Raw genomic sequence first — 20,984 nt, forward strand, 5'->3', positions numbered from 1 at the left:
GACGTCAGCCACCACCTGGACCGCACCGCAGACTCACGTGATCCGCCAGACGCACCCTAGGCGATCTTCGCGGCCGCGGCCTTGTCGAGCAGCCAGTAGGTCTTCGAGGCGCCGGTAGCGTGCGCGGCCGGCAGCGCCTTGTCGCCGTTGACGGCCCGGCCGACCGAATCGGTCTTGTCCGGCCCGGCGGCGATCAGCCACACCTCGTCGGCCGACTGGATGGCCGGCAGGGTCAGCGTGATGCGGGTGGGCGGCGGCTTGGGGCTGTCGTGCACGGCCGAGGTCGTGCCCTCGGTCAGGGCGAGCTCCGGATAGCCGGGGAACAGCGACGCCACGTGGCCGTCCTCGCCGACGCCCAGCATCAGGACGTCGAAGCGCGGCAGCTCGGGCCCCAGCTCCTCCGCATAAAGAGCGGCGGCCGTAGCGGCGTCCGTGCCGTCGTCCGCGGGCATGGCGTGGACCCGGGCCGGGTCGAGGGGGAGCGAGTCGAGCACGGCCTCGCGGGCCTGGGTCTCGTTCCGCTCGGGGTCACCCGCGGGCAGGAACCGCTCGTCACCCCACCACAGGTCGACGTTCGACCAGTCGATCGCCGCCGCCTCGGGCAGCGAGCCGAGGGCGGCCAGCACCCGCTTGGCGATCCGGCCGCCGGTCAGCACCACACCGGCCGACCCGCGCTCGGCCTGCGCGTCCACGATCTTGGCGACCAGACGGGATGCCACCGTCGCGGCCAGGGTGTCGGCGTCGGGGACGACCACGACCAGGGTCTTGCTCACGTTCTGCGCTCCTGTCGGAAAAGGCGTCGGGCCGCCCACCGGTCTTCCGGTAGGCGGCCCATTGTCAAGAAACTCAGGCGGCTGTGCCACCCGGACCGGCCATGGCACCGGCCTCGTCGCCCGCCTTGGCCGCGAGCGCCGGGTCCTTCCACACGTGCACGCGCATCGGCGGACGGTGGTCGAGCCCGGTCTGGCCGGCCATCGCACCGAGCGCGTCGGCGTAGATCTGGTCGGCGTCCAGGCGGCGCAGCTCCTCGGCCAGCTCGTCGCCGACCGGCCGCTTGGGCAGCGGCATGTAGCGGTCCTCCTGGCCGGTGCGGCTGAACAGCGCCGTGTTCTCCTCGCGGGTCACGGTCACCGTGTCACCGTTCTCGGTCTGCAGCTGCACCGAGTGCATGCGCGGCGCGCGGTCGGAGACCTGCAGCTCGGGCTCGATGCCGAGCCGGGACTGCAGCCAGCCCTTCATCAGCCAGGCTGTCGGGTCCTTGGCCGGGGCCACGATCGTCGCGCCGGTCACCCGGGCGTCGGTGGTGTCGAACGCGCCGGCGACCAGGGTGCGCCAGAGCGTGATGCGGGTCCAGGTGAGGTCGGTGTCACCGGGCGCGTAGTCGGTGGCCCGCTGGCGCAGCGCGGCCACCGGGTCGTACGCCTGCGCGCTGTCGGTGATCCGGCGGTCGGCGACCACACCGAGGAAGTCGTTCGCGATCATGTCCGGCGGTTCCTGGTGCCACCAGGTGACGACCGGGACGTCCGGGGCCAGCAGCGGCATGACCACCGACTCGGCGTGCAGCGCGAGACGGCCGTACATGCGCATCACGACCGCCTCGGCCGGGCCGAGACGACCGCCCACGACGATCTCGGCGTCGAGGCGGCTGCGGCCCTCGAGGTCGGAGCGCACCACGATGAGCAGCCGGCACGGGTGCGCGGCGGCGGCGATCGTGGCGGCCGCCTCGGCCTCGCGGACCTTCTTCTCCTCGACCACGGCGACCAGGGTCAGGGCGAGACCCGAGGCCACACCGCCGGCACTGCGCCGCTCGGCGGCGAGCGCCTTGACCACCTCGTTGCCGGTGGTGTCCCACAAGCCGATCATGCTCGCCTCCAGGCGCGACCCTCACGGGCCAGCATCTCGTCCGACGCGCGCGGGCCCCACTCGCCGGACCGGTAGGGCTCGGGCTTGGTGCCCGCCCACGCGGCCTCCAGCGGGTCGATGACCTGCCAGCTCTGCTCGATCTCGGCGGCGTCCGGGAACAGGGTCCGGTCACCGACCAGCACGTCCAGGACCAGGCGCTCGTACGCCTCGGGGCTGGACTCGGTGAACGCCTCGCCGTACTGGAAGTCCATCGCGATGTCGCGGACCTCCATCGTGGTGCCCGGCACCTTGGAGCCGTACTTCAGCACGACGCCCTCGTCCGGCTGCACGCGGATGACCAGCTGGTTGTGACCCAGCATCTCCACGTCGGCCGGGTCGAACGGCAGGTGCGGGGCCTTCTTGAACAGGATCGCGATCTCGGTCACCCGGCGCGGCATGCGCTTGCCGACGCGTACGTAGAAAGGAACTTCGGCCCAGCGGCGGTTCTGGATCCCCAGGCGGACCGCGGCGTACGTCTCCGTGGTGGAGTCGGCCGGGATGTTCTTCTCCTCGAGGTAGCCCACCGCGCGCTCGCCGGCCACCCAGCCCGGCAGGTACTGCCCGCGGACCGAGCCCTTGGAGATGTCCTTGGGGATGGCGATCGCCTTGAGGACCTTGAGCTTCTCGGCCCGTACGTCGTTGGGGTCGAAGCTCGTCGGTTCCTCCATGGCCACCAGGGCGAGGAGCTGGAGCAGGTGGTTCTGCAGTACGTCGCGGGCGGCGCCGGACGCGTCGTAGAACGCGGCGCGGGTGCCGATGCCGACGTCCTCGGCCATGGTGATCTGCACCGAGTCGACGTACTTGGAGTTCCACACCGGCTCGAACAGGCTGTTGGCGAAGCGGAGGGCCAGGATGTTCTGGACCGTCTCCTTGCCCAGGTAGTGGTCGATGCGGTAGACGTCGCCGGGGGTGAAGACCTCGTCGACCAGCTGGTTCAGCGAGATCGCGGTCTGCAGGTCGTTGCCGAACGGCTTCTCGACGACCACCCGGCGCCAGCCACCGGACTTGGCGTTGTCGGCCATGCCCGTACGGGCCAGCTGGTTGAGCACCAGCGGGAACGCGGCGGGCGGGATGGAGAAGTAGAAGGCGGCGTTGCCGGGGATGCCGTTGCGCTCGCGCAGGTCGTCGAGCGTGGCCGCCAGATGGTCGAACGCGGCGTCGTCGTCGAACGAGCCGGGCACGAACTGGAACTGGCTGGCCAGACGCTGCCAGACGTCCTCGCGCCACGGGGTCCGGGCGCCCTTCTTCGCCGCTTCGTACGCCAGCGACTCGAAGTCACCGTCACCCCAGTCGCGGCGGGCGAAGCCCAGAACCACGAAACCGGGCGGCAGCAGACCGCGGTTGGCCAGGTCGTAGACGGCCGGGATGAGCTTCTTTCGGGACAGGTCACCGGTGACTCCGAAGATCACCAGAGCGCACGGCTCCGGGATCCGGGGAAGCCTGCGGTCCTGTGCGGTACGCAGCGGATTGCCCACGTGGTCCATCCTGCCAGTTTTCGGTGACGTGCAAGTGTCTAAGCAGGGACAGAGCGAAGGGGACTCGCATCTGCGAGCCCCCTTCGTCGTTCGTCAGGCCTTCTTGGCTGCCTTGAGCGACTGGTCGACGCCCTCGAGCAGTTCCTTCCAGCTGGCCTCGAACTTGTCGACGCCCTCGTCCTCGAGGACCTTGAAGACGTCGGGCAGGTCGATGCCCACCGTGCCGAGGTCGGCGAAGACCTGCTTGGCGGCGGCGTACGAGCTGGTCACGGCGTCGGGCCGGGTCACGCCGTGGTCGGCGAACGCGTGGATCACCGACTCGGGCATGGTGTTGACCGTGCCCGGGGCCACCAGCTCCTCGACGTAGATGGTGTCCTTGTACTCCGGGTTCTTGGTGGAGGTGGACGCCCAGAGAGGACGCTGCGGCTGCGCGCCGGCGGACGCGAGGGCCTTCCAGCGGTCGGTGCCGAAGACCTCCTCGTACGCCTCGTAGGCGAGCTGGGCGTTGGCGATGGCCGCCTTGCCCTTGAGCGCCTTGGCCTCGTCGCTGCCGATCTTGTCGAGCCGCTTGTCGATCTCGGAGTCGACGCGTGAGACGAAGAACGACGCCACCGAGCCGATCTTGGACAGGTCGTGGCCGTTGGCCTTGGCCTGCTCGATGCCGGCGAGGAACGCGTCCATGACCTGGCGGTAGCGCTCGTTCGAGAAGATCAGGGTCACGTTGACGCTGATGCCCGCGGCCAGCACCTGGGTGATGGCGGGCAGGCCGGCCAGGGTCGCCGGGATCTTGATGTAGAGGTTCTCCCGGTCGACCAGCCACCACAGAGTCTTGGCCTCGGCGACGGTGCTCTCGGTCTCGTGCGCCTTGCGCGGGTCGACCTCGATCGACACCCGGCCGTCGACGCCGTTGGACGCGACGTAGGCCGACCGCTCGACGTCACACGCGTTGCGGACGTCCTGGGCGGTCATCAGGCGGACCGCCTCCTCGACGGTCACGCGCATCTCGGCGAGGTCGCGCAGCTGCGAGTCGTACGCGTCGGCGTCGGACAGCGCCTTCTGGAAGATGCTCGGGTTGGTGGTCACACCGACCACGTGCTGCTCGTCCAGCATCTTCTTGAGCGAGCCGGTGGTCAGCCGGGGACGGGAGAGGTCGTCGAGCCAGACCGCTACCCCAGCGGCCGAGAGCTCAGCAAGCCTGTCGGTCATTGCGTATCTCCTCAGTTTCCGGTCTTGTGACCGGTGATCTCGCCGACCTTGGCCAGGGCGGCGTTGGCCTTGGCCACCACGTTGTCCGCGGTGAACCCGAACTGCTCGAAGAGGGTCTTGGCGGGCGCGCTGGCGCCGTAGTGCTCGATGCTGACCGGCTCGCCGGCCTCGCCGAGGATGCGGTCCCAGCTCTGCCGGATGCCGGCCTCGACCGTGACGCGCGCCTTGACCCCGCGGGGCAGGACCTCCTGCTGGTAGGCGGTGTCCTGCTCGTAGAACCACTCGAGACACGGCATCGACACGACCCGGGTCGGCGTGCCCTCGGCCTCGAGGCGCTCCTGCGCGGTGAGGCAGTACTGCACCTCGGAACCGGTGCCGATGAGGATCACCTTGGGCTCGCCGTTCGACGCCTCGGAGAGGATGTAGCCGCCCTTGAGCGTGCCCTCGGCCGACGCGTACTTGGTGCGGTCGATCGTCGGCAGGTTCTGCCGGGACAGCGCCAGGCCGGTCGGGCGGTCGTTGTGCTCGATCGCGCCCCGCCATGCGTACGCCGTCTCGTTGGCGTCGGCCGGGCGCACGATGTCGAGGCCCACGATGGCCCGCAGCGCGGAGAGGGTCTCGATCGGCTGGTGGGTCGGGCCGTCCTCGCCGAGGCCGATCGAGTCGTGCGTCCACACGTAGATGACCGGCAGCTTCATCAGCGCCGACAGGCGGACGGCGCCGCGCATGTAGTCGGAGAAGACCAGGAACGTTCCCCCGTACGGACGCGTGCGCCCGTGCGCCGTGATGCCGTTGAGGACCGAGCCCATGCCGTGCTCACGGATGCCGAAGTGCAGCGTGCGGCCGTACTCGTTGCCGGGGAAGGCCTTGGTCGCGTATTCGGCCGGGATGAAGGAAGGCTCGCCCTTCATCGTGGTGTTGTTGCTCTCGGCCAGGTCGGCCGAACCGCCCCAGAGCTCGGGCAGCACCGGCGCGAGCGCGTTGAGCACCTGCTGCGACGCGGCCCGGGTGGCGACGCCCTTGGCGTCGGCCGGGAACTCGGGCAGCGCCTTGGCCCAGCCCTCGGGCAGGGTGTGCGCGCTGAGCCGGTCGAACAGCGCCTTGCGCTCGGCGTTGGCCTTGCCCCAGGCCTCGAACTTGGTGTTCCACTCGGCGTGGGCCGCCTGGCCGCGCTCGACCACCGTGCGGGTGTGCGCGATCACGTCGTCGGCCACCGCGAACGTCTCGTTCGGGTCGAAGCCGAGGACCTCCTTGGTCGCGGCTACCTCGTCGGCGCCCAGCGCGGAGCCGTGGATCTTGCCGGTGTTCTGCTTGTTCGGCGCGGGCCAGCCGATGATCGTGCGGAGCACGATGAAGGTCGGCTTGTCGGTGACCTTCTTGCCGTCCTCGATCGCCTTGTAGAGCGCCTCGACGTCCTCGTTGTAGTCGCTGCCCTTGGACGGGTCGCCCTTGCGCCAGTCGACGTGCCGGACGTCCCAGCCGTACGCCGCGTAGCGCGCGCCGACGTCCTCGTTCTTGGCGATCCGGGTGTCGTCCTCGATGGAGATCTCGTTGTCGTCGTAGATCACCGTGAGGTTGCCGAGCTTCTGCACGCCGGCGATGGCGCTCGACTCGTGGCTGACGCCCTCTTCGATGTCGCCGTCCGAGCACAGCACGTAGACGTTGTGGTCGAACAGGGAGTCACCGGTCTTGGGCTCCGGGTCGAACAGGCCACGCTCGCGGCGGGCGGCCATCGCCATGCCCACCGCGTTGCCGATGCCCTGGCCGAGCGGGCCGGTGGTGACCTCGACGCCGGGGGTGTGGCCGTACTCCGGGTGGCCCGGGGTCAGCGAGTCCCACTGGCGCAGCGAGGCCAGGTCGTCCAGCTCCAGGCCGAAGCCGTTGAGATAGAGCTGAATGTAGAGGGTGAGGCTGGAGTGCCCACAGGAGAGCACGAAGCGGTCGCGGCCCGCCCAGTGCGGGTCGGTCGGGTCGTGCCGCATGACCCGGTTGAACAGCAGATAGGCAGCGGGCGCGAGGCTCATCGCCGTGCCCGGATGGCCGTTGCCGGATTTCTCGACGGCGTCCATGGCCAGGACCCGGACGGTGTCTACCGCCTTACGGTCTAGGTCGGACCATTGGAGAGCAGGATCTGTGGCAGCCACGTCGGTTGTGCTCCTCGTCGGGCATGGTTCTGGATGCTCTTTTGAGGTTGACCCTATCCACTTGCGCTAAACCCGCGTATGGGGAACGCCCGAGGCCCATACGCTGAGAGCGGACACGCCCCGGTGTGACGCCGTGCTCTTGTCGTGGGTCGCCGGAGCAGCGCAGATGGCTGAGCGTAGGCTGTCCGGGCGTGCCGCCGGCTGGCGCCGGCAATGGTCGTGAAATGGCTAGTGCCGATGCCGGAAGGTGGCAGTCCGTGAGCATGATCACCGAGCGTTCCGTCGCAGGACGGCCGCCGGGCGATACCGGAGATGCCGCCGCCGAGGCGCGGCGTGACCCGGTCGCAATCCTCCGTGCGTACTTGGCGCTGTGCAAGCCGCAGATCGTCGAGTTGCTGCTGGTGACCACGGTGCCGACCATGATGGTCGCGGCCGGTGGGTGGCCTGACCTGCGCACTCTCGCGGTAGTGCTGATCGGCGGGGCGATGGCGGGCGGCGCCGCGAGCGCGCTCAACTGCTACATCGACCGCGACATCGACCAGGTCATGCGGCGCACCAAGCGGCGCCCGCTGCCGGCCAACACGGTGACGCCGAGATCGGTACTCATCTTCGGACTGACCATGGCCGTGATCTCGGTCGCGCTCATGGCGGTGTTCACCAACTGGCTGGCCACGGCGATGACGGCCGGGGCGATCTTCTACTACGACGTCGTCTACACGCTCTGGCTCAAGCGCCGGACCCCGGCCAACACCTTCTGGGGCGGTATCTGCGGCTCGGCCCCGGTGGTCATCGGCTGGGCCGCCGTGACCGGCACCGTGTCGCCGCTGGGCTGGGCGCTTTTTGCGGTTGTCTTCTTTTGGCAGATGCCGCACTTCTACGCGCTCGCCATCAAATACAAGGACGACTACGCGCGGGCCGGCGTGCCGATGCTGCCGGTCGTCCGCTCGATCCGGCGGGTCAACGTCGAGATCGTGCTCTTCACCGTGCTGACCGTCGCCGCCTCGCTCGTCGCGTGGCCGCTGGGACTCGGGTGGATCTACGGTGCGGCCGCGATCGTCACCGGCGTGGCCTTCCTGGGCGAGGCGCTGCTGCTGGTGCGGCGGACGTCGACCGGGCAGCCGGCCAAGCCGATGCGGCTGTTCCACTGGTCGATCACCTACCTGACGATCCTCTTCATCGCCGTCGCGGTCGACGCGCTCATCTGATTCCTTTTCCCGTACGCCGTCACGACGCGCCCGTCCCGCTCAGTTCGGGGCGGGCGCGGTTGTTTTCCGGCCGTGCCAACTTTCGCGGCGCCTCCCCGGCTCGCGGCTGCGTACTAGCCGGCCCCTGTCGGCTCCGGCCAGACTTCGAATCGGCGGCCGAGGGTCACGAGCGTCGCACAAGGTGACCGGATATGACCGATTACGGATTACTGTCCGTCACTCGATAGATGGAAACCCATTGATGCGGGCAATTCGGGCTAAATGGCGGCATAGCAATGTGTCCAGGAGATAAACCCGCAGGTAATTCCTCTCACAAATGGCCGTCGGAAGTACTTGCCTCGAGCAACCAGGTGCTTACTCTTCCCGTCATGGCTCAAGGTTCCGATACGACACTGACCGCGGGGATCAAATCCTTCGCCGCCGGCCACGGGGGCGCCAAGGCGGTCATCGAGTACGTCGGCAAGCGTGGTGCCCGCATCGTCCTCGTCGGGCAGGACGGCGAGTGGTCCGACCAGTTCGCCGACGACACCAAGGTCGCCCGCAAGGCGTGTGAGAACGCCGGCGTCGAGGTGGAGAACGAGTGGGAGCGCGAGCTCATGGAGCAGATGCGCCCCAGCAACGACCTGTGGCGCTCGATGTCGCGCCGGAGCATGGCCCGCTGAACTTGACCCCGCCCACCCCACCCCACGCGACCCGGGAGCGATCCCGGGTCGCTCTCGTTACCTGTGACCTGATGCCCGAACTGTGGGCCGACGACCTTCCGTTGCGCGACGCCCTCCGCGCGCGCGGCATCGAGGCCGAGGCGGTCAGCTGGGACGACGCCACCACCGACTGGGCGTCCTACGACCTCGTGGTCATCCGCTCACCGTGGGACTACGTGCCCCGGCGCGAAGAGTTCATCGCCTGGGCGCACCGCGTGCCCCGGCTGCTCAACCCGGCCGACGTCCTCGAGTGGAACACCGACAAGCGCTACCTGGGCGAACTCGCCCGGAGCGGCCTGCCGGTCACCCCGACCGAGTTCGTCTCTCCCTCGGAGACCTGGACCCCGCCCCGCACCGGCGAGTGGGTGGTCAAGCCGACGGTCAGCGCCGGCAGTCAGGACACCGGCCGCTACGTGCTCCCCGAGCAGGCCGGCCTCGCGGCGGCCCACGTGACCCGGCTGACCTCGGCCGGACGCACGGCGATGATCCAGCCCTACCTGGCCGCAGTGGCCACGCTGGGCGAGACGGCGCTCATCTACCTGCCCGACGACACCGGCGACCTGTCCTACAGCCACGCCATCCGCAAGGGCCCGATGCTCCGCGGCCCCGGCGAGGGCGCGCACGACCCCGGCAGCGAGCAGATCGACCCGCGCGAGCCCACCGAGGCCGAGCGCCGGGCCGGCGACCGGGTGCTCGAGGCGATCCCCGGCGGCACCAAACGCCTGCTCTATGCCCGCGTCGACCTGATACCCGGCCCCGACGGCGATCCGTTGCTGGTCGAGCTCGAACTGGCCGAGCCGTCGCTGTTCCTGCGCTCCGCCGAAGGTGCGACCCGGCGTCTGACCGAGGCGGTCCTCAGCCGCCTCTGAGGTGCTTATCTTCAGGGATGCGTGTCTTCGGCATGAACTACGACACCGGGTTGGTGAGCGGCGGATCGACGACCCACGAGCCGTTCGATGCCGGCACGGTGCGGAGTGATCTCCGAGTCATCCGCGACGAGCTGCACTGCGACGCGGTGCGGATCACCGGCGGCGTCCAGGACCGTCTGGAACTGGCCGCCGACGCCGGGCTCGAGGTCTGGTACTGCCCGTTCACCAACGGGCTCGACCGCGACGGGCTGCGGGATTTCCTGCTCGACGGCGCCGAACGGGCCGTCGGTCGTCTATCTCACCGGTTCCGAGATCGCCCTCTTCACTGACGGTTTCCTGCCCGGCCGCGACCGGGCCGAGCGGATCGCCCGGCTGGCCGATCCGAAATCGATCCCGGTCGCCCGGGCCGCCGTCCGCGAGTTCCTGACAGCCGTGATGCCGGCCGTGCGCGAACGGTTCGGCGGCCGCATCGGATACGCCTCGATCCCGCTCGACGACGTCGACTGGGAGCTGTTCGACATCATCGCCAGCGACGGCGGCTACCGCGACGCGACCAACGCCGCGGCGTTTCCCCAGTCCCTGGCCGCAGCGGTAGGACAGGGCAAGCCCTACGCCGCCACGGAGTTCGGCTGCTGCACGTTCCGCGGCGCCGCCGACGTGGCCGGCTCAGGCGAGCCGGTGAAATACGACGAGCGCGGCCGCCCCACCGAACTCACCGCCGACCTCGAGCGCGACGAGGAGGGCCAGGCCCGCTACATCGTCGACCTGCTGCGCGACTACGAGGCCGGCGGGGTGGAGGCAGCCTTCGTCTACACATTCGCGAACCGCCACCTCCCCACCACCGCGGACCCCCGGCACGACTACGACCTGGCCGCCCGCGGAATCGTGCGCGTGCTGCCCGACGGTTCGTGGACGCCCAAGGCTGCCTTCCACGCCTTGGCCGAGTACGGACGCTCCCGAACAAAGACACCTGACTGAAGTCCTCATCCCAGCCACTGGTGGGTGAGATGACTTGTTGTCGGCAGGTGAGCTGCTGGGTTGTTGTACCGGCGGAGTCGCCCGGATCGGTGCCGATGGTCCGCCGAGGTGTGCCGCTCACGACGGCGCGGCGGGCGGTGCCGTTGTTCCGCTTGTCGTGGATGCCGCGGCGTGTGGGGCGATGGTGGGCCCGGCTGTCGGTCGGCGCGGTGGCCTTGAAGCGTGTTGGGCCGCCTAGTTGTCCGCAGGTGAGCTGCAGAGGCGTTGGTGCTGGGGCCAGGGGTGCGCGGCTGGATCGTCGCCGTGCGGTTCGCCGGGGTGCCGCGGCGCGGCGGGCTGCGTGCCTCGGGCGTCTTGAGCCGCGCCGCTGATCGCAGGTCAGCTGTCGAAGTGCTTCCGGCAGTGGCATGCGAGCAGATCCCGGCAGAGCGGCTCGCTGCCGGTCGTCGTTGCGTGGCGGTCGCTGGTGGGCGGTAGTCGCGGGAGGCTGCCGGTCGCCGTCGCGTGGCGGTCGCGGGTGGGCGGTTAGTCGCGGTTGCGCGGCTGTTCACGGGTGGAGGCGACTGGTCGCGTTGCGTGGCGGGTCGCGGGTTGGGTGACTGGTCGCAGTTGGCATGTGGTCGCGGGGGAGTGCCCGTCGTGGGCGGCTGGTCGCGGGTGGGCGGCTGGTTGATGGGTCGCTGGTTGTGGGCGGGCAACTGGTCCTGGGTGGGTGCCCGATCGCGGGTGGTGGGCGGAGAGAGGTCAACCACCACCCGCGACTCGGTGGCGCGACGGTCGCGCAGGGACACCGGGATGCGACCGCGCTTTGTCGAGTAGTCCTTAGGCTCACCTTCCTTTCGGGCGCTGTTCATCGAGGCCCCGGTGGCCGGGCGTGACGGGTGCGGTCGCGCGGTCGGGCGACTCGATCGCGCAGTGACCGCGGCGTCGCGCCCGGCGGCACCGGGTGGAGGGGTGGCGGCCGCCGAGCCGTTGACGGTGGGTGCTTGTGTCTTCGGCTCGAGGCGGCCGCCACCCGATCGGCAGGGCTCGCGGGTACCGGATCCGGCTGACGAGACGCGGATCGGCAGCCCTGCCGGGTTCGGGGGACCGGGTGGGCGGGGCGGAGAAGTTCCGGTGCGAGCGGTGAGGTGCGGGCAGACAGGAATCGCAGACGTCGGCGGCGCGAGTAGCTGGTGGCGCCCGGCTCGGGTGATCAGGTGGCACGAGGTGCGGGTGCTTGAGGCGGGTTGAGTCCGGGCGGATGGGCCGTGGGAAGAGCGAGCGTCGGGGTGACGCGAGGAGTGAGTGTCGGGTTGACGCGCGGAGTGAGTGTCCAGGGTGGGGCGGGTGTGGGTGCTCGGACGGCGCGGAGGAGGAGTGCCGGGGCGGCGCGGGGTGCTGGTCTGGCGGCGTGGAGAGCGATCGTCCGAGTGGCAGGGGACCTGGTGGTGCGAGCTGCGCGTGGTCTGGCGGCGTGGAGAGCGATCGTCCGAGTGGCGGGGGACCTGGTGGTTCGAGCTGCGGGTGGTCTGGCGGTGGGTGTGACGGCGGTGTGGGCTGCCGGCGGTTCGTCGGGGTGTTTGGGGGATGTTGCGTGTGGGGCCTGGGGTGGTGGGGGGCCGTGTGCGGCATGGGGAAAGCGTGCCGAAGTGAGCCGATCGATGAAGGACCAATGTGGCTGCCTGTGGATAACACGCGGTTGTCCACAGGCGTCGGCGGTGATGGTCCAGGTCAGAGGCTTTCGCGGCTCGCTGCGAATCATTCGGGCCGCAGCGGCATGCGAGGCGGCCTCCTGCCCGGCAGGGGAGGAAGGAGCGCGCGTGATGCTGTCAGGGACGGCTCGGCAAGCGAAGACAGCACGCTCTGCGGACCCACTCCGAGGCGAACGCGACGTGCCGAGCACACCGCACGCGCTCCGGCCCGCGCCGCGGTTCGGCCGGCCGGGCGCGGGGGAGTGGTGACCGGAGGCTGGGGCGCGTCCCGTGGATCACGACGGCTTGCGCCGAGGCCCAGGCGGCGCCGACGTCGGCCACATCAGCCCCCGGTATGCGACCGCCCGGCGGCCGACGTCAGCCACCACAGAACCGCACCGCAGAACCGCGTGATCCACGGGACGCGCCCTAGCGCGGTGCGGGGATGGGCTCCTCGGCCGGTGCGGGGGCGGGCTCCAGCGGCGTCGGGGAGGGGGCCGACTCGGGGCGCTCGCGCAGGGACCACTTGACGGCGAGGGTGCTGGTCCAGACCAGGGCGGCGCCGAGCATGTGGGCGCCGACCAGCAGGACCGGCAGGTGGGTGAAGTACTGGACGAAGCCGATCAGGCCCTGGGCCAGCTCGACGACCAGGAGAACTACCGCCGCCCGTACGGTGGGAAGGGGTGCTTTTACCGCCTTGAGCGCCAGGACCAGGGCGATCGTCAGGCCGATCAGCAGGAAGACCACGTCGGCGTGGGCCTGGGAGACTGTGGCCGGATCGAGGCCGTTGCGCTTGGCGTCCTCGTCGCCGGCGTGGGGGCCGCTGCCGGTCACGATCACGCCCATCGCGATTACCGCCGCGCTCGCCGCGGAGAGGATCCAGACCAGCTGGCGGATCGGGCGCGGCACCAGGTATTCGGGCCGGGCGTCGCCCTCGGCGGTGCGTTTCCACAGCGCGTACGCGAAAGCGATGAGCACCATCGACAGCAGGAAGTGGATGCCGACGACCCATGGGTTGAGGTCGGTCAGCACGGTGATGCCACCCACCACGCCCTGCATCGGGATGCCCAGCAGCACCGCCACGGCCAGGAGCACCCGCGAACGACGGCGGGTGCGCTCGAGCAGGGCGGCCAGCACACAGGCCACCGCGAGCAGGCCGAGCACGAACGTGAGCATCCGGTTGCCGAATTCGATCACGCCGTGCACGCCCATCTCGGCGGTCGTCGTGTACGACTGGTCGGTGCACCGCGGCCAGGTCGGGCAGCCGAGCCCGGAGCCCGTGAGCCGGACCGCCGCCCCGGTGACCACGAGGGCGACGTTGGCGACCAGGGAGGCCAGGGCCAGGGGACGCAGTGGCGAATACCTCACCTCTGGCATCGTACGCAGGGAATTGATCTTGATTTTGAGCACTCCCGTAGCCCGGTGGTATGGATCACCGGGGGGTCGGTTTGCAGGGTTCCGGGGAAATACGTAACGTTGGCGTAGTGAAAAACGAGGTGCTGATCCCGATCGGTGCGGTGGCGGCTGCCCCCGTGTCGGACGGGCGCACCCGCGATCGGGTGGCTCAGCTGCTGCTCGAGCGTGGTTCGGCCACCGCGGCCGAGCTCGGCGCGTGTCTCGGGCTGAGCCCGGCGGCGATCCGCAAGCACCTCGACGCGATGCTGGCCGAGAGCCTGGTCGAGGCCCGGGAGAGCCGGCGCCAGGGCCCGCGGGGCCGTGGGCGCCCGGCCAAGACGTTCGTGCTCACCGCGACCGCCCGGGAGTCGTTCCCGCACTTCTACGACGGCATCGCCACCGCCGCGCTGCGCTGGATCGCCCAGCACCACGGTGCCGAGGGGGTCACCGCCTTCGCCTCGGCGCAGGTCGTCGCGCTCGAGGAGCGTTGCCGGGCCGCGCTCGAGGAGGCCGGCGACGATCCGATCGCCCGGGCGGAGGCGCTCGCCGAGGCGCTGACCGCCGAGGGCTACGCTGCCAACGCGTCGACGATCGCGACCGGCGGGCAGCTGTGCCAGCACCACTGCCCGGTGGCGCACGTGGCCGCCGAGTTTCCTCAGCTCTGCGACGCCGAGACCGAGGTCATTTCCAGGCTCATCGGCACGCACGTGCAACGTCTCGCCACCATCGCGCACGGAGATGGGGTGTGCACCACGCACATCCCGTCGCATACCACGGGTAAGGACAGGTAAATGACCGACCAGATCGCTACTCAGGAAGAGCACCTCGCCGCCCTGGGCAAGTACGAGTACGGCTGGGCCGACGCCGACGTCGCGGGCTCCGCGGCTCAGCGTGGTCTGTCCGAGGCCGTGGTGCGTGACATCTCCGCCAAGAAGAGTGAGCCCGAGTGGATGCTCAACCTTCGGCTCAAGGGCCTGCGGCTGTTCGACCGCAAGCCGATGCCGTCGTGGGGCGCCGACCTCACCGGGATCGACTTCCAGAACATCAAGTACTTCGTGCGCTCGACCGAGAAGCAGGCGGCCAGCTGGGACGACCTGCCCGAGGACATCAAGGCCACGTACGACCGGCTGGGCATCCCCGAGGCCGAGAAGCAGCGCCTGGTGGCCGGCGTCGCGGCTCAGTACGAGTCCGAGGTCGTCTACCACAAGATCCGTGAGGACCTCGAGGAGCAGGGTGTCGTCTTCCTCGACACCGACACCGCCCTCAAGGAGCACGAAGACATCTTCAAGGAGTACTTCGGCACCGTCATCCCGGTCGGCGACAACAAGTTCGCCGCGCTGAACACGTCGGTGTGGTCGGGTGGCTCGTTCATCTACGTGCCGAAGGGCGTGCACGTCGAGATCCCGCTGCAGGCCTACTTCCGGATCAACACCGAGAACATGGGCCAGTTCGAGCGGACGCTGATCATCGCCGACGAGGGCAGCTACGTGCACTACGTCGAGGGCTGCACGGCGCCGATCTACTCGTCCGACTCGCTGCACTCGGCGGTCGTCGAGATCGTCGTCAAGAAGAACGCCCGGGTGCGTTACACGACCATCCAGAACTGGTCGAACAACGTCTACAACCTGGTCACCAAGCGCGCCACCTGCGAAGAGGGCGCGACCATGGAGTGGATCGACGGCAACATCGGCTCCAAGGTGACGATGAAGTACCCGGCCGTCTACATGACCGGCCCGCACGCCAAGGGCGAGGTGCTCTCGGTCGCGATGGCCGGCGAGGGCCAGCACCAGGACGCCGGCGCCAAGATGGTGCACGCCGCGCCGCACACCTCCTCGACGATCGTCTCGAAGTCGATCGCCCGGGGCGGCGGCCGCACGTCGTACCGCGGTCTCGTGCAGGTGCTGGAGGGCTCGTCGCACTCCAAGAGCACCGTCAAGTGCGACGCACTCCTGGTCGACACGATCAGCCGCTCGGACACCTACCCTTACGTCGACATCCGCGAGGACGACGTGGCGATGGGGCACGAGGCGACCGTCTCCAAGGTCAGCGAGGACCAGCTCTTCTACCTGATGAGCCGTGGTCTGACCGAGGACGAGGCGATGGCGATGATCGTGCGCGGCTTCATCGAGCCGATCGCCAAGGAGCTGCCGATGGAGTACGCGCTGGAGCTCAACCGGCTCATCGAGCTGCAGATGGAAGGCGCGGTCGGCTGACCGGCCGGGCCCGAACAACGCGGAATCAGTGGACTAAAAGGACGAAATGACTACCGAGGCCATCGCCCCGCCGCCCAGCACCAAGTCGCAGGTGCTGAGCTCCTTCGACGTCACCGACTTCCCGGCCGTCAACGGCCTGGAGGAGGAGTGGCGCTTCACCCCGATCAAGCGGCTCCGCGAGCTGGTCACCGCCACGGCGCTGACCGGCACCGCGCCGCAGCTCGAGACGGGTGACCTGCCCGCCGGCGTGAGTGTGACCGGCGGGGCGACGGTCGAGCCGGTGCTCACGCCGTTCGACCGGATCAGCGCGCTGGCCTACGGCTCGGCGGCCGGTGTCACGCTCATCGACGTGGCGCCCGAGACCGAGCTCGACGAGGCGGTCGTGATCCGGCTCGTCGGCAAGGGCGGAGAAGCCGCAGCCGCCCGTACGGTCGTGAAGGTCGGCGCTTTCGCCAAGCTCACGATCGTGCTCGAGCAGACCGGCACCGCCACCCTGGCCGACAACATCGAGGTCATCGTCGGCGACAGCGCGCAGCTGACGTTCGTCACGATCGCCGACTGGGACGCGGGTGCGGTGCAGGCCCAGCACGTCCGGATCCGCCTCGGCCGGGACGCCCGCGCCAGCCACGTGCAGGTGGCGCTCGGCGGCGACCTGGTCCGCCAGTTCACCAGCGTCGAATACACCCAGCGGGGTGGCGATGCCGAACTGTGGGGCCTCTATTTCGCCGACGCCGGCCAGCACTTCGAGCACCGCCAGCTGGTCGACCACTCGGTGCCGGACTGCCGCAGCTACGTCGGCTACCGCGGTGCCCTGCAGGGGGCGTCGGCGCAGACCGTCTGGGTCGGTGACGTGCTCATCCGTGCCGCGGCAACCGGCACGGAGACGTACGAAATCAATCGGAACTTGATTTTGACCGATGGTGCCGTGGCCCACTCGGTGCCCAACCTCGAGATCGAGACCGGTGAGATCGTCGGTGCCGGGCACGCCAGCGCGACCGGCCGGTTCGACGACGAGCAGCTGTTCTACCTGATGGCGCGGGGCATCCCCGAGGCCGAGGCACGCAAGCTGGTCGTCCGCGGCTTCTTCGTCGAGCTGATCAACAAGATCCCGGTCGAGGAGCTGCGCGAGCGGCTCGGCGACGCGATCGAGGCCCGGCTGGCGGAGTATTCCTCGTGAGTTTCGAGCTCGTCGGTCCGGCGTCGGACGTGGCGAAAGGCACGGCGATCTCGGTCGAGCTCGCCGGTGTCGACGTCGCCGTGGTCCATGCCGACGACGACAATTTCTATGCCGTACGCGATGAGTGCACCCACGCCACGGTCCCGCTCTCCGAGGGCGAGGTCGACGGCTGCACGCTCGAGTGCTGGCTGCACGGCTCCCGGTTCGACCTGCGCACCGGCGAGCCGAGCGGCCCGCCCGCCTTCTCGCCGGTGGCGACCTTCCCCGTCGAGATCCGCGACGGTGACCTCTATGTTTCGACGACCCCGAGTAATGGAGTAAATCCGTGAGCACCCTGGAGATCCGCGACCTGCAGGTCTCGGTGAAGCTGCCCGAGGGCGACCTGAAGCCGATCCTGGCCGGGGTCGACCTGACCGTGAAGTCGGGCGAGACCCACGCCATCATGGGTCCGAACGGCTCGGGCAAGTCGACGCTGGCCTACTCCATCGCGGGCCACCCGAAGTACGAGATCACCGGCGGTTCGGTGTCGCTGGACGGCGCGAACGTCCTCGACATGACGGTCGACGAGCGCGCCCGGGCCGGGCTCTTCCTGGCCATGCAGTACCCGGTCGAGGTGCCCGGTGTGTCTGTGGCCAACTTCCTGCGTACGGCGAAAACCGCCATCGACGGCGAGGCGCCGAAGCTCCGCACGTGGGCCGGCGAGTTGCGCGGCGCCATGGAGAAGCTGCAGATGGACCCGGCGTTCGCCCAGCGCAACGTCAACGAGGGCTTCTCCGGCGGTGAGAAGAAGCGGCACGAGATCATGCAGCTCGAGCTGCTCAAGCCGAAGATGGCGATCCTCGACGAGACCGACTCGGGCCTCGACATCGACGCGCTGCGGATCGTCAGCGAGGGCGTCAACCGGGTGCGCGAGACCGGCGACACCGGCCTGCTGCTGATCACCCACTACACGCGCATCCTGCGCTACATCAAGCCGGACTTCGTGCACGTCTTCGTCGCCGGCAAGATCGTGCAGGAGGGCGGGCCCGAGCTCGCCGAGCAGCTCGAGGCCGAGGGCTACGAGCGTTACGTGGGCACGCGGGTCTAGCTTTCTCTTTAAGGCGGAACAATGACGTTCGACGTGGCCCGGGTCCGAGCCGACTTCCCGATCCTCTCGCGGGAGATCAACGGTCACCCGCTGGTCTATCTGGACAGCGCGAACACCTCGCAGAAACCGCGCCAGGTGATCGACGCGATGCGCGTGCACAACGAGCGGCACAACGGCAACGTGTCCCGTTCGGTGCACACGCTCGGCACCGAGGCCACGTCGGCGTACGAGGATGCCCGCGGCAAGATCGCGGCGTTCGTCAACGCGGCGACGCCCGACGAGATCGTCTTCACCAAGAACTCGACCGAGGCGATCAACCTGGTCGCGCACTCGCTCGGGCAGCACCTGTCGCTGAAGCCGGGCGACGAGATCGTGATCTCCGAGATGGAGCATCACTCGAACATCGTGCCCTGGCAGTTGTTGTGTGACCGGACGGGCGCGACGTTGCGCTGGTTCTCGGTGTCGGACGAGGGCCGGCTGATTTTCGAAGACGGCTTGATCAACTCGCGGACGAAGATCGTTTCGCTCGTGCACATGTCGAACGTGCTGGGCACGATCAATGACGTGGGTCCGATCGTGGCGGCCGCGCGTTCGGTCGGTGCGCTCGTGATGCTCGACTGCTCGCAGTCGGTGCCGCACCTGCCGGTCGACGTGCGGGCCCTCGGCGTCGACTTCATCGCGTTCACCGGCCACAAGATGCTCGGCCCGACCGGCATCGGCGTGCTCTGGGGCCGTCACGAACTGCTGGCCGCGATGCCGCCGTTCCTGGCCGGCGGTTCGATGATCGAGACGGTGACGATGGGCGGCACCACGTTCGCCGCGCCGCCGGCCCGGTTCGAGGCGGGCACGCCCCCGATCGCCGAGGCGGTCGGTCTGGGTGCGGCGGTCGACTATCTGAACGCGCTCGGCATGGAAGCCGTTCACCAGCACGAGCAGGAGATCACCGCGTACGCCCTGAAGACGCTGGCCGACGTGCCCGGGGTGCGCCTGTTCGGGCCGTCGACCCCCGAGGGGCGCGGCGGCACGCTTTCGTTCGGCGTCGACGGGGTACACCCCCACGACGTGGGCCAGATCCTCGACGCGGTCGGTGTCGAGGTGCGGGTCGGGCACCACTGCGCCAAGCCGACCTGCGCCCGATTCGGGGTGCCGGCCATGACGCGCGCGTCGTTCTACCTCTACACGACCACGGACGAGATCGACGCCCTCGTCCGCGGCCTCGACCAGGTCCGGAAGGTGTTCGGATGATGCTCGACGGGCTCTACCAGGAGATCATCCTGGACCACTACAAGCACCCGCACGGGCGTGGCCTCCGCGATCCGTTCCAGGGTGAGGCGCACCACGTCAACCCGACTTGTGGCGACGAGATCACCGTTCGGGTCACCCAGGACCTTTCCGACATTTCGTACGACGGGCTGGGGTGCTCGATCAGCCAGGCGTCCGCGTCGGTGCTGCACGAACTGCTTTCCGGCCGTACGGCTTCCGAAGCGGCGGGAATCCACGAGGCGTTCGTGGCGCTGATGCAGGGGCGCGGCCAGGTCGAGCCGGACGAAGAGGTGCTCGGCGACGGCATCGCCTTCGCCGGCGTGGCGAAGTTCCCGGCCCGCGTGAAGTGCGCGCTGTTGCCGTGGATGGCTTTCAAGGACGCGGCGGCTCGCGCCGGTGTTGACGTTTCCTCCTCTTCCGAGGCTTCTGAGGTGAAGGCATGACTGACACTCCCAACGACGCTGTCGAGGCTCCGGCCGCGGCGGCCTCTTCGGCCGCGGCGGCCTCTTCGGCCGCCCCTGTCTCCGAGGCGGCGGCGCCCTCTTCGGCTGTTGCTGTCTCCGAGGCTGCCGGGCTCTCGAAGGCCTCCATCGATGACATCGAGGAGGCCATGAAGGACGTCGTCGACCCCGAGCTCGGGATCAACGTCGTCGACCTCGGCCTCGTCTACGGCACCCACGTGGACGACGAGAACATCGCCACCCTCGACATGACGCTGACCTCGGCGGCCTGCCCGCTGACCGACGTCATCGAGGACCAGACGCGGACCGCCCTGACCAAGGGCCCGGGTGGCGGCCTGGTCAAGGACTTCCGGATCAACTGGGTGTGGCTGCCGCCGTGGGGCCCCGACAAGATCACCGACGACGGTCGCGAGCAGCTCCGGGCGCTCGGCTTCAACGTCTGATCGATTTTCTGTCGTACCCCGCTGCTAGAAACGGGGCATGGAATTCTCGGGTCTGCTCACCCTGATCGATGAGCGGTCGGCGGCGCTGCGCGATGCAGTCGCCGCCGCTGCCGTCTCCGACGCCCGTGTGCCCGGTTGCCCCGACTGGACGCTCGCCGATCTCGTCGAGCATCTGGGCGCGGTCCAGCGCTTCTGGGCCGCGGTGGTGCGGGCGGGCGATCCGACCGGGCCGCCACCGCGCGACGCGCTGGGCGACCGCTCGCCGTCGGGCGACCTGCTGACCTGGTCCGCCGAGTCGACCGCGCTGCTGCTGGCCGCCCTGCGGTCTTCGTCATCCGAGCAGCCGGCATGGGCGTGGTGGGGTGCGTCGTCGGCGCCACTCACCGTCGGGGCCATCGCGCGTCACCAGGTGCAGGAGGCCGCCGTCCACGCCCGCGACGCGCAGGAGACGATCGGCAAGCCCGAGCCGTTGCCGCTCGCGGTCGCCGCCGACGGGGTGGCCGAGTTCGTCCAGGTCGGGGTGGGTTCGCTGGGTGCGTGGCCACATCCGCCGGCGCGGGTGCTGTTCGACGCCGCGGACGGCCCGTCCCACATCCTCGACCTCACCCCGGCGGGCGGCCGTCTCGACTCGGCCGAGGGCGGAGCTCCGCTGACCGTCGTCCGTGGCTCGGCGAGTGATCTGGTGTTGGCGCTCTACGGTCGGGTCCCCTTCGACGACTTGTCCATCACCGGCGACGGCGAGGTGCCGGCCCGGTTGCGAGCCTGGTCCAACCCGGACTGAGCCGTCCGTGG

20 protein-coding genes are annotated in these 20,984 nt (G+C 69.5%); 14 read left to right on the top strand and 6 right to left on the bottom strand.

From position 1 onward, the window contains the following. Positions 1-56: 56 nt before the first annotated feature. The 5 genes from pgl to tkt all read right to left on the bottom strand — a co-directional run bounded on the left by pgl (position 57) and on the right by tkt (position 6,727). Positions 57-773 carry a 6-phosphogluconolactonase gene (pgl, locus tag KOI35_RS20095; protein WP_215789041.1) on the bottom strand — a complete coding sequence of 239 codons (717 nt, stop codon included), beginning with the start codon at positions 771-773 and terminating at the stop codon, positions 57-59. 73 nt (positions 774-846) lie between these two features. After that, entirely contained in the window at positions 847-1,863 is a 1,017-nt protein-coding gene (locus tag KOI35_RS20100; protein WP_215789042.1) for a glucose-6-phosphate dehydrogenase assembly protein OpcA, read from the bottom strand. After that, the gene (gene zwf, locus KOI35_RS20105; protein WP_215789043.1) at positions 1,860-3,377 is read right to left on the bottom strand and encodes a glucose-6-phosphate dehydrogenase; all 1,518 of its coding nucleotides are present in this window, start codon (positions 3,375-3,377) and stop codon (positions 1,860-1,862) included. Before zwf ends, KOI35_RS20100 begins: the two co-directional genes overlap by 4 nt. A gap of 93 nt (positions 3,378-3,470) precedes the next feature. Continuing rightward, positions 3,471-4,583, bottom strand: a complete 1,113-nt coding sequence (tal, locus tag KOI35_RS20110) for a transaldolase (RefSeq protein ID WP_215789044.1) — start codon at positions 4,581-4,583, stop codon at positions 3,471-3,473. An 11-nt stretch (positions 4,584-4,594) separates the two neighbouring features. After that, on the bottom strand, positions 4,595-6,727 hold the full coding sequence (tkt, locus tag KOI35_RS20115; protein ID WP_215789045.1) for a transketolase: 2,133 nt from the start codon (positions 6,725-6,727) through the stop codon (positions 4,595-4,597). A 263-nt stretch (positions 6,728-6,990) separates the two neighbouring features. On the opposite strand from tkt, the gene KOI35_RS20120 reads away from it, so the two are divergent. From KOI35_RS20120 to KOI35_RS47485, 5 genes are all read left to right on the top strand, one after another. After that, positions 6,991-7,932 carry a heme o synthase gene (locus tag KOI35_RS20120; RefSeq protein WP_215789508.1) on the top strand — a complete coding sequence of 314 codons (942 nt, stop codon included), beginning with the start codon at positions 6,991-6,993 and terminating at the stop codon, positions 7,930-7,932. Positions 7,933-8,300: 368 nt separating this feature from the next. After that, a complete protein-coding gene (locus KOI35_RS20125; RefSeq protein WP_215789046.1) occupies positions 8,301-8,594 on the top strand; it encodes a hypothetical protein in 294 nt (97 codons plus the stop codon). Positions 8,595-8,596: 2 nt separating this feature from the next. Then, entirely contained in the window at positions 8,597-9,502 is a 906-nt protein-coding gene (locus KOI35_RS20130; RefSeq protein WP_215789047.1) for a DcsG N-terminal domain-containing protein, read from the top strand. Positions 9,503-9,519: 17 nt separating this feature from the next. Continuing rightward, positions 9,520-9,831, top strand: coding sequence for a hypothetical protein (locus KOI35_RS47480; protein ID WP_246613437.1), 312 nt, complete (start codon positions 9,520-9,522; stop codon positions 9,829-9,831). 115 nt (positions 9,832-9,946) lie between these two features. Next, positions 9,947-10,480: a hypothetical protein gene (locus KOI35_RS47485; protein WP_246613438.1), complete on the top strand. Its 534-nt coding sequence runs from the start codon at positions 9,947-9,949 to the stop codon at positions 10,478-10,480. Between the two features lie 2,102 nt (positions 10,481-12,582). On the opposite strand, the gene KOI35_RS20140 is transcribed toward KOI35_RS47485, so the two are convergent. Then, positions 12,583-13,521: a COX15/CtaA family protein gene (locus KOI35_RS20140; RefSeq protein WP_438870614.1), complete on the bottom strand. Its 939-nt coding sequence runs from the start codon at positions 13,519-13,521 to the stop codon at positions 12,583-12,585. A gap of 116 nt (positions 13,522-13,637) precedes the next feature. Between KOI35_RS20140 and KOI35_RS20145 the strand changes: the two genes are divergently transcribed. The 9 genes from KOI35_RS20145 to KOI35_RS20185 are packed head-to-tail and all read left to right on the top strand — an operon-like array spanning position 13,638 to position 20,973. Continuing rightward, positions 13,638-14,339: a helix-turn-helix transcriptional regulator gene (locus KOI35_RS20145; protein ID WP_215789049.1), complete on the top strand. Its 702-nt coding sequence runs from the start codon at positions 13,638-13,640 to the stop codon at positions 14,337-14,339. After that, a complete protein-coding gene (gene sufB, locus KOI35_RS20150; RefSeq protein WP_215789050.1) occupies positions 14,340-15,761 on the top strand; it encodes a Fe-S cluster assembly protein SufB in 1,422 nt (473 codons plus the stop codon). Positions 15,762-15,807: 46 nt separating this feature from the next. Then, positions 15,808-16,938, top strand: a complete 1,131-nt coding sequence (gene sufD / locus KOI35_RS20155) for a Fe-S cluster assembly protein SufD (RefSeq protein WP_215789051.1) — start codon at positions 15,808-15,810, stop codon at positions 16,936-16,938. Further along, positions 16,935-17,267: a Rieske (2Fe-2S) protein gene (locus KOI35_RS20160; RefSeq protein WP_215789052.1), complete on the top strand. Its 333-nt coding sequence runs from the start codon at positions 16,935-16,937 to the stop codon at positions 17,265-17,267. The genes sufD and KOI35_RS20160 overlap by 4 nt, the downstream gene beginning before the upstream one ends. Next, on the top strand, positions 17,264-18,025 hold the full coding sequence (gene sufC / locus KOI35_RS20165) for a Fe-S cluster assembly ATPase SufC (protein WP_215789053.1): 762 nt from the start codon (positions 17,264-17,266) through the stop codon (positions 18,023-18,025). The genes KOI35_RS20160 and sufC overlap by 4 nt, the downstream gene beginning before the upstream one ends. A gap of 21 nt (positions 18,026-18,046) precedes the next feature. Beyond that, complete coding sequence (locus KOI35_RS20170) at positions 18,047-19,270, top strand: cysteine desulfurase (RefSeq protein ID WP_215789054.1); 1,224 nt, start codon at positions 18,047-18,049, stop codon at positions 19,268-19,270. Beyond that, positions 19,267-19,731 (top strand): Fe-S cluster assembly sulfur transfer protein SufU, encoded by a 465-nt coding sequence (sufU, locus tag KOI35_RS20175; RefSeq protein ID WP_215789055.1) that lies wholly within the window; start codon positions 19,267-19,269, stop codon positions 19,729-19,731. Before KOI35_RS20170 ends, sufU begins: the two co-directional genes overlap by 4 nt. Next, on the top strand, positions 19,728-20,192 hold the full coding sequence (locus KOI35_RS20180) for a metal-sulfur cluster assembly factor (protein ID WP_215789056.1): 465 nt from the start codon (positions 19,728-19,730) through the stop codon (positions 20,190-20,192). Before sufU ends, KOI35_RS20180 begins: the two co-directional genes overlap by 4 nt. A 37-nt stretch (positions 20,193-20,229) precedes the next feature. Beyond that, positions 20,230-20,973: a maleylpyruvate isomerase family mycothiol-dependent enzyme gene (locus KOI35_RS20185; RefSeq protein ID WP_215789057.1), complete on the top strand. Its 744-nt coding sequence runs from the start codon at positions 20,230-20,232 to the stop codon at positions 20,971-20,973. Positions 20,974-20,984: the final 11 nt, after the last annotated feature.

The organism is Paractinoplanes bogorensis (genome assembly GCF_018829635.1).
In the GTDB taxonomy this organism is placed as follows: Bacteria; Actinomycetota; Actinomycetes; order Mycobacteriales; family Micromonosporaceae; genus Actinoplanes; species Actinoplanes bogorensis.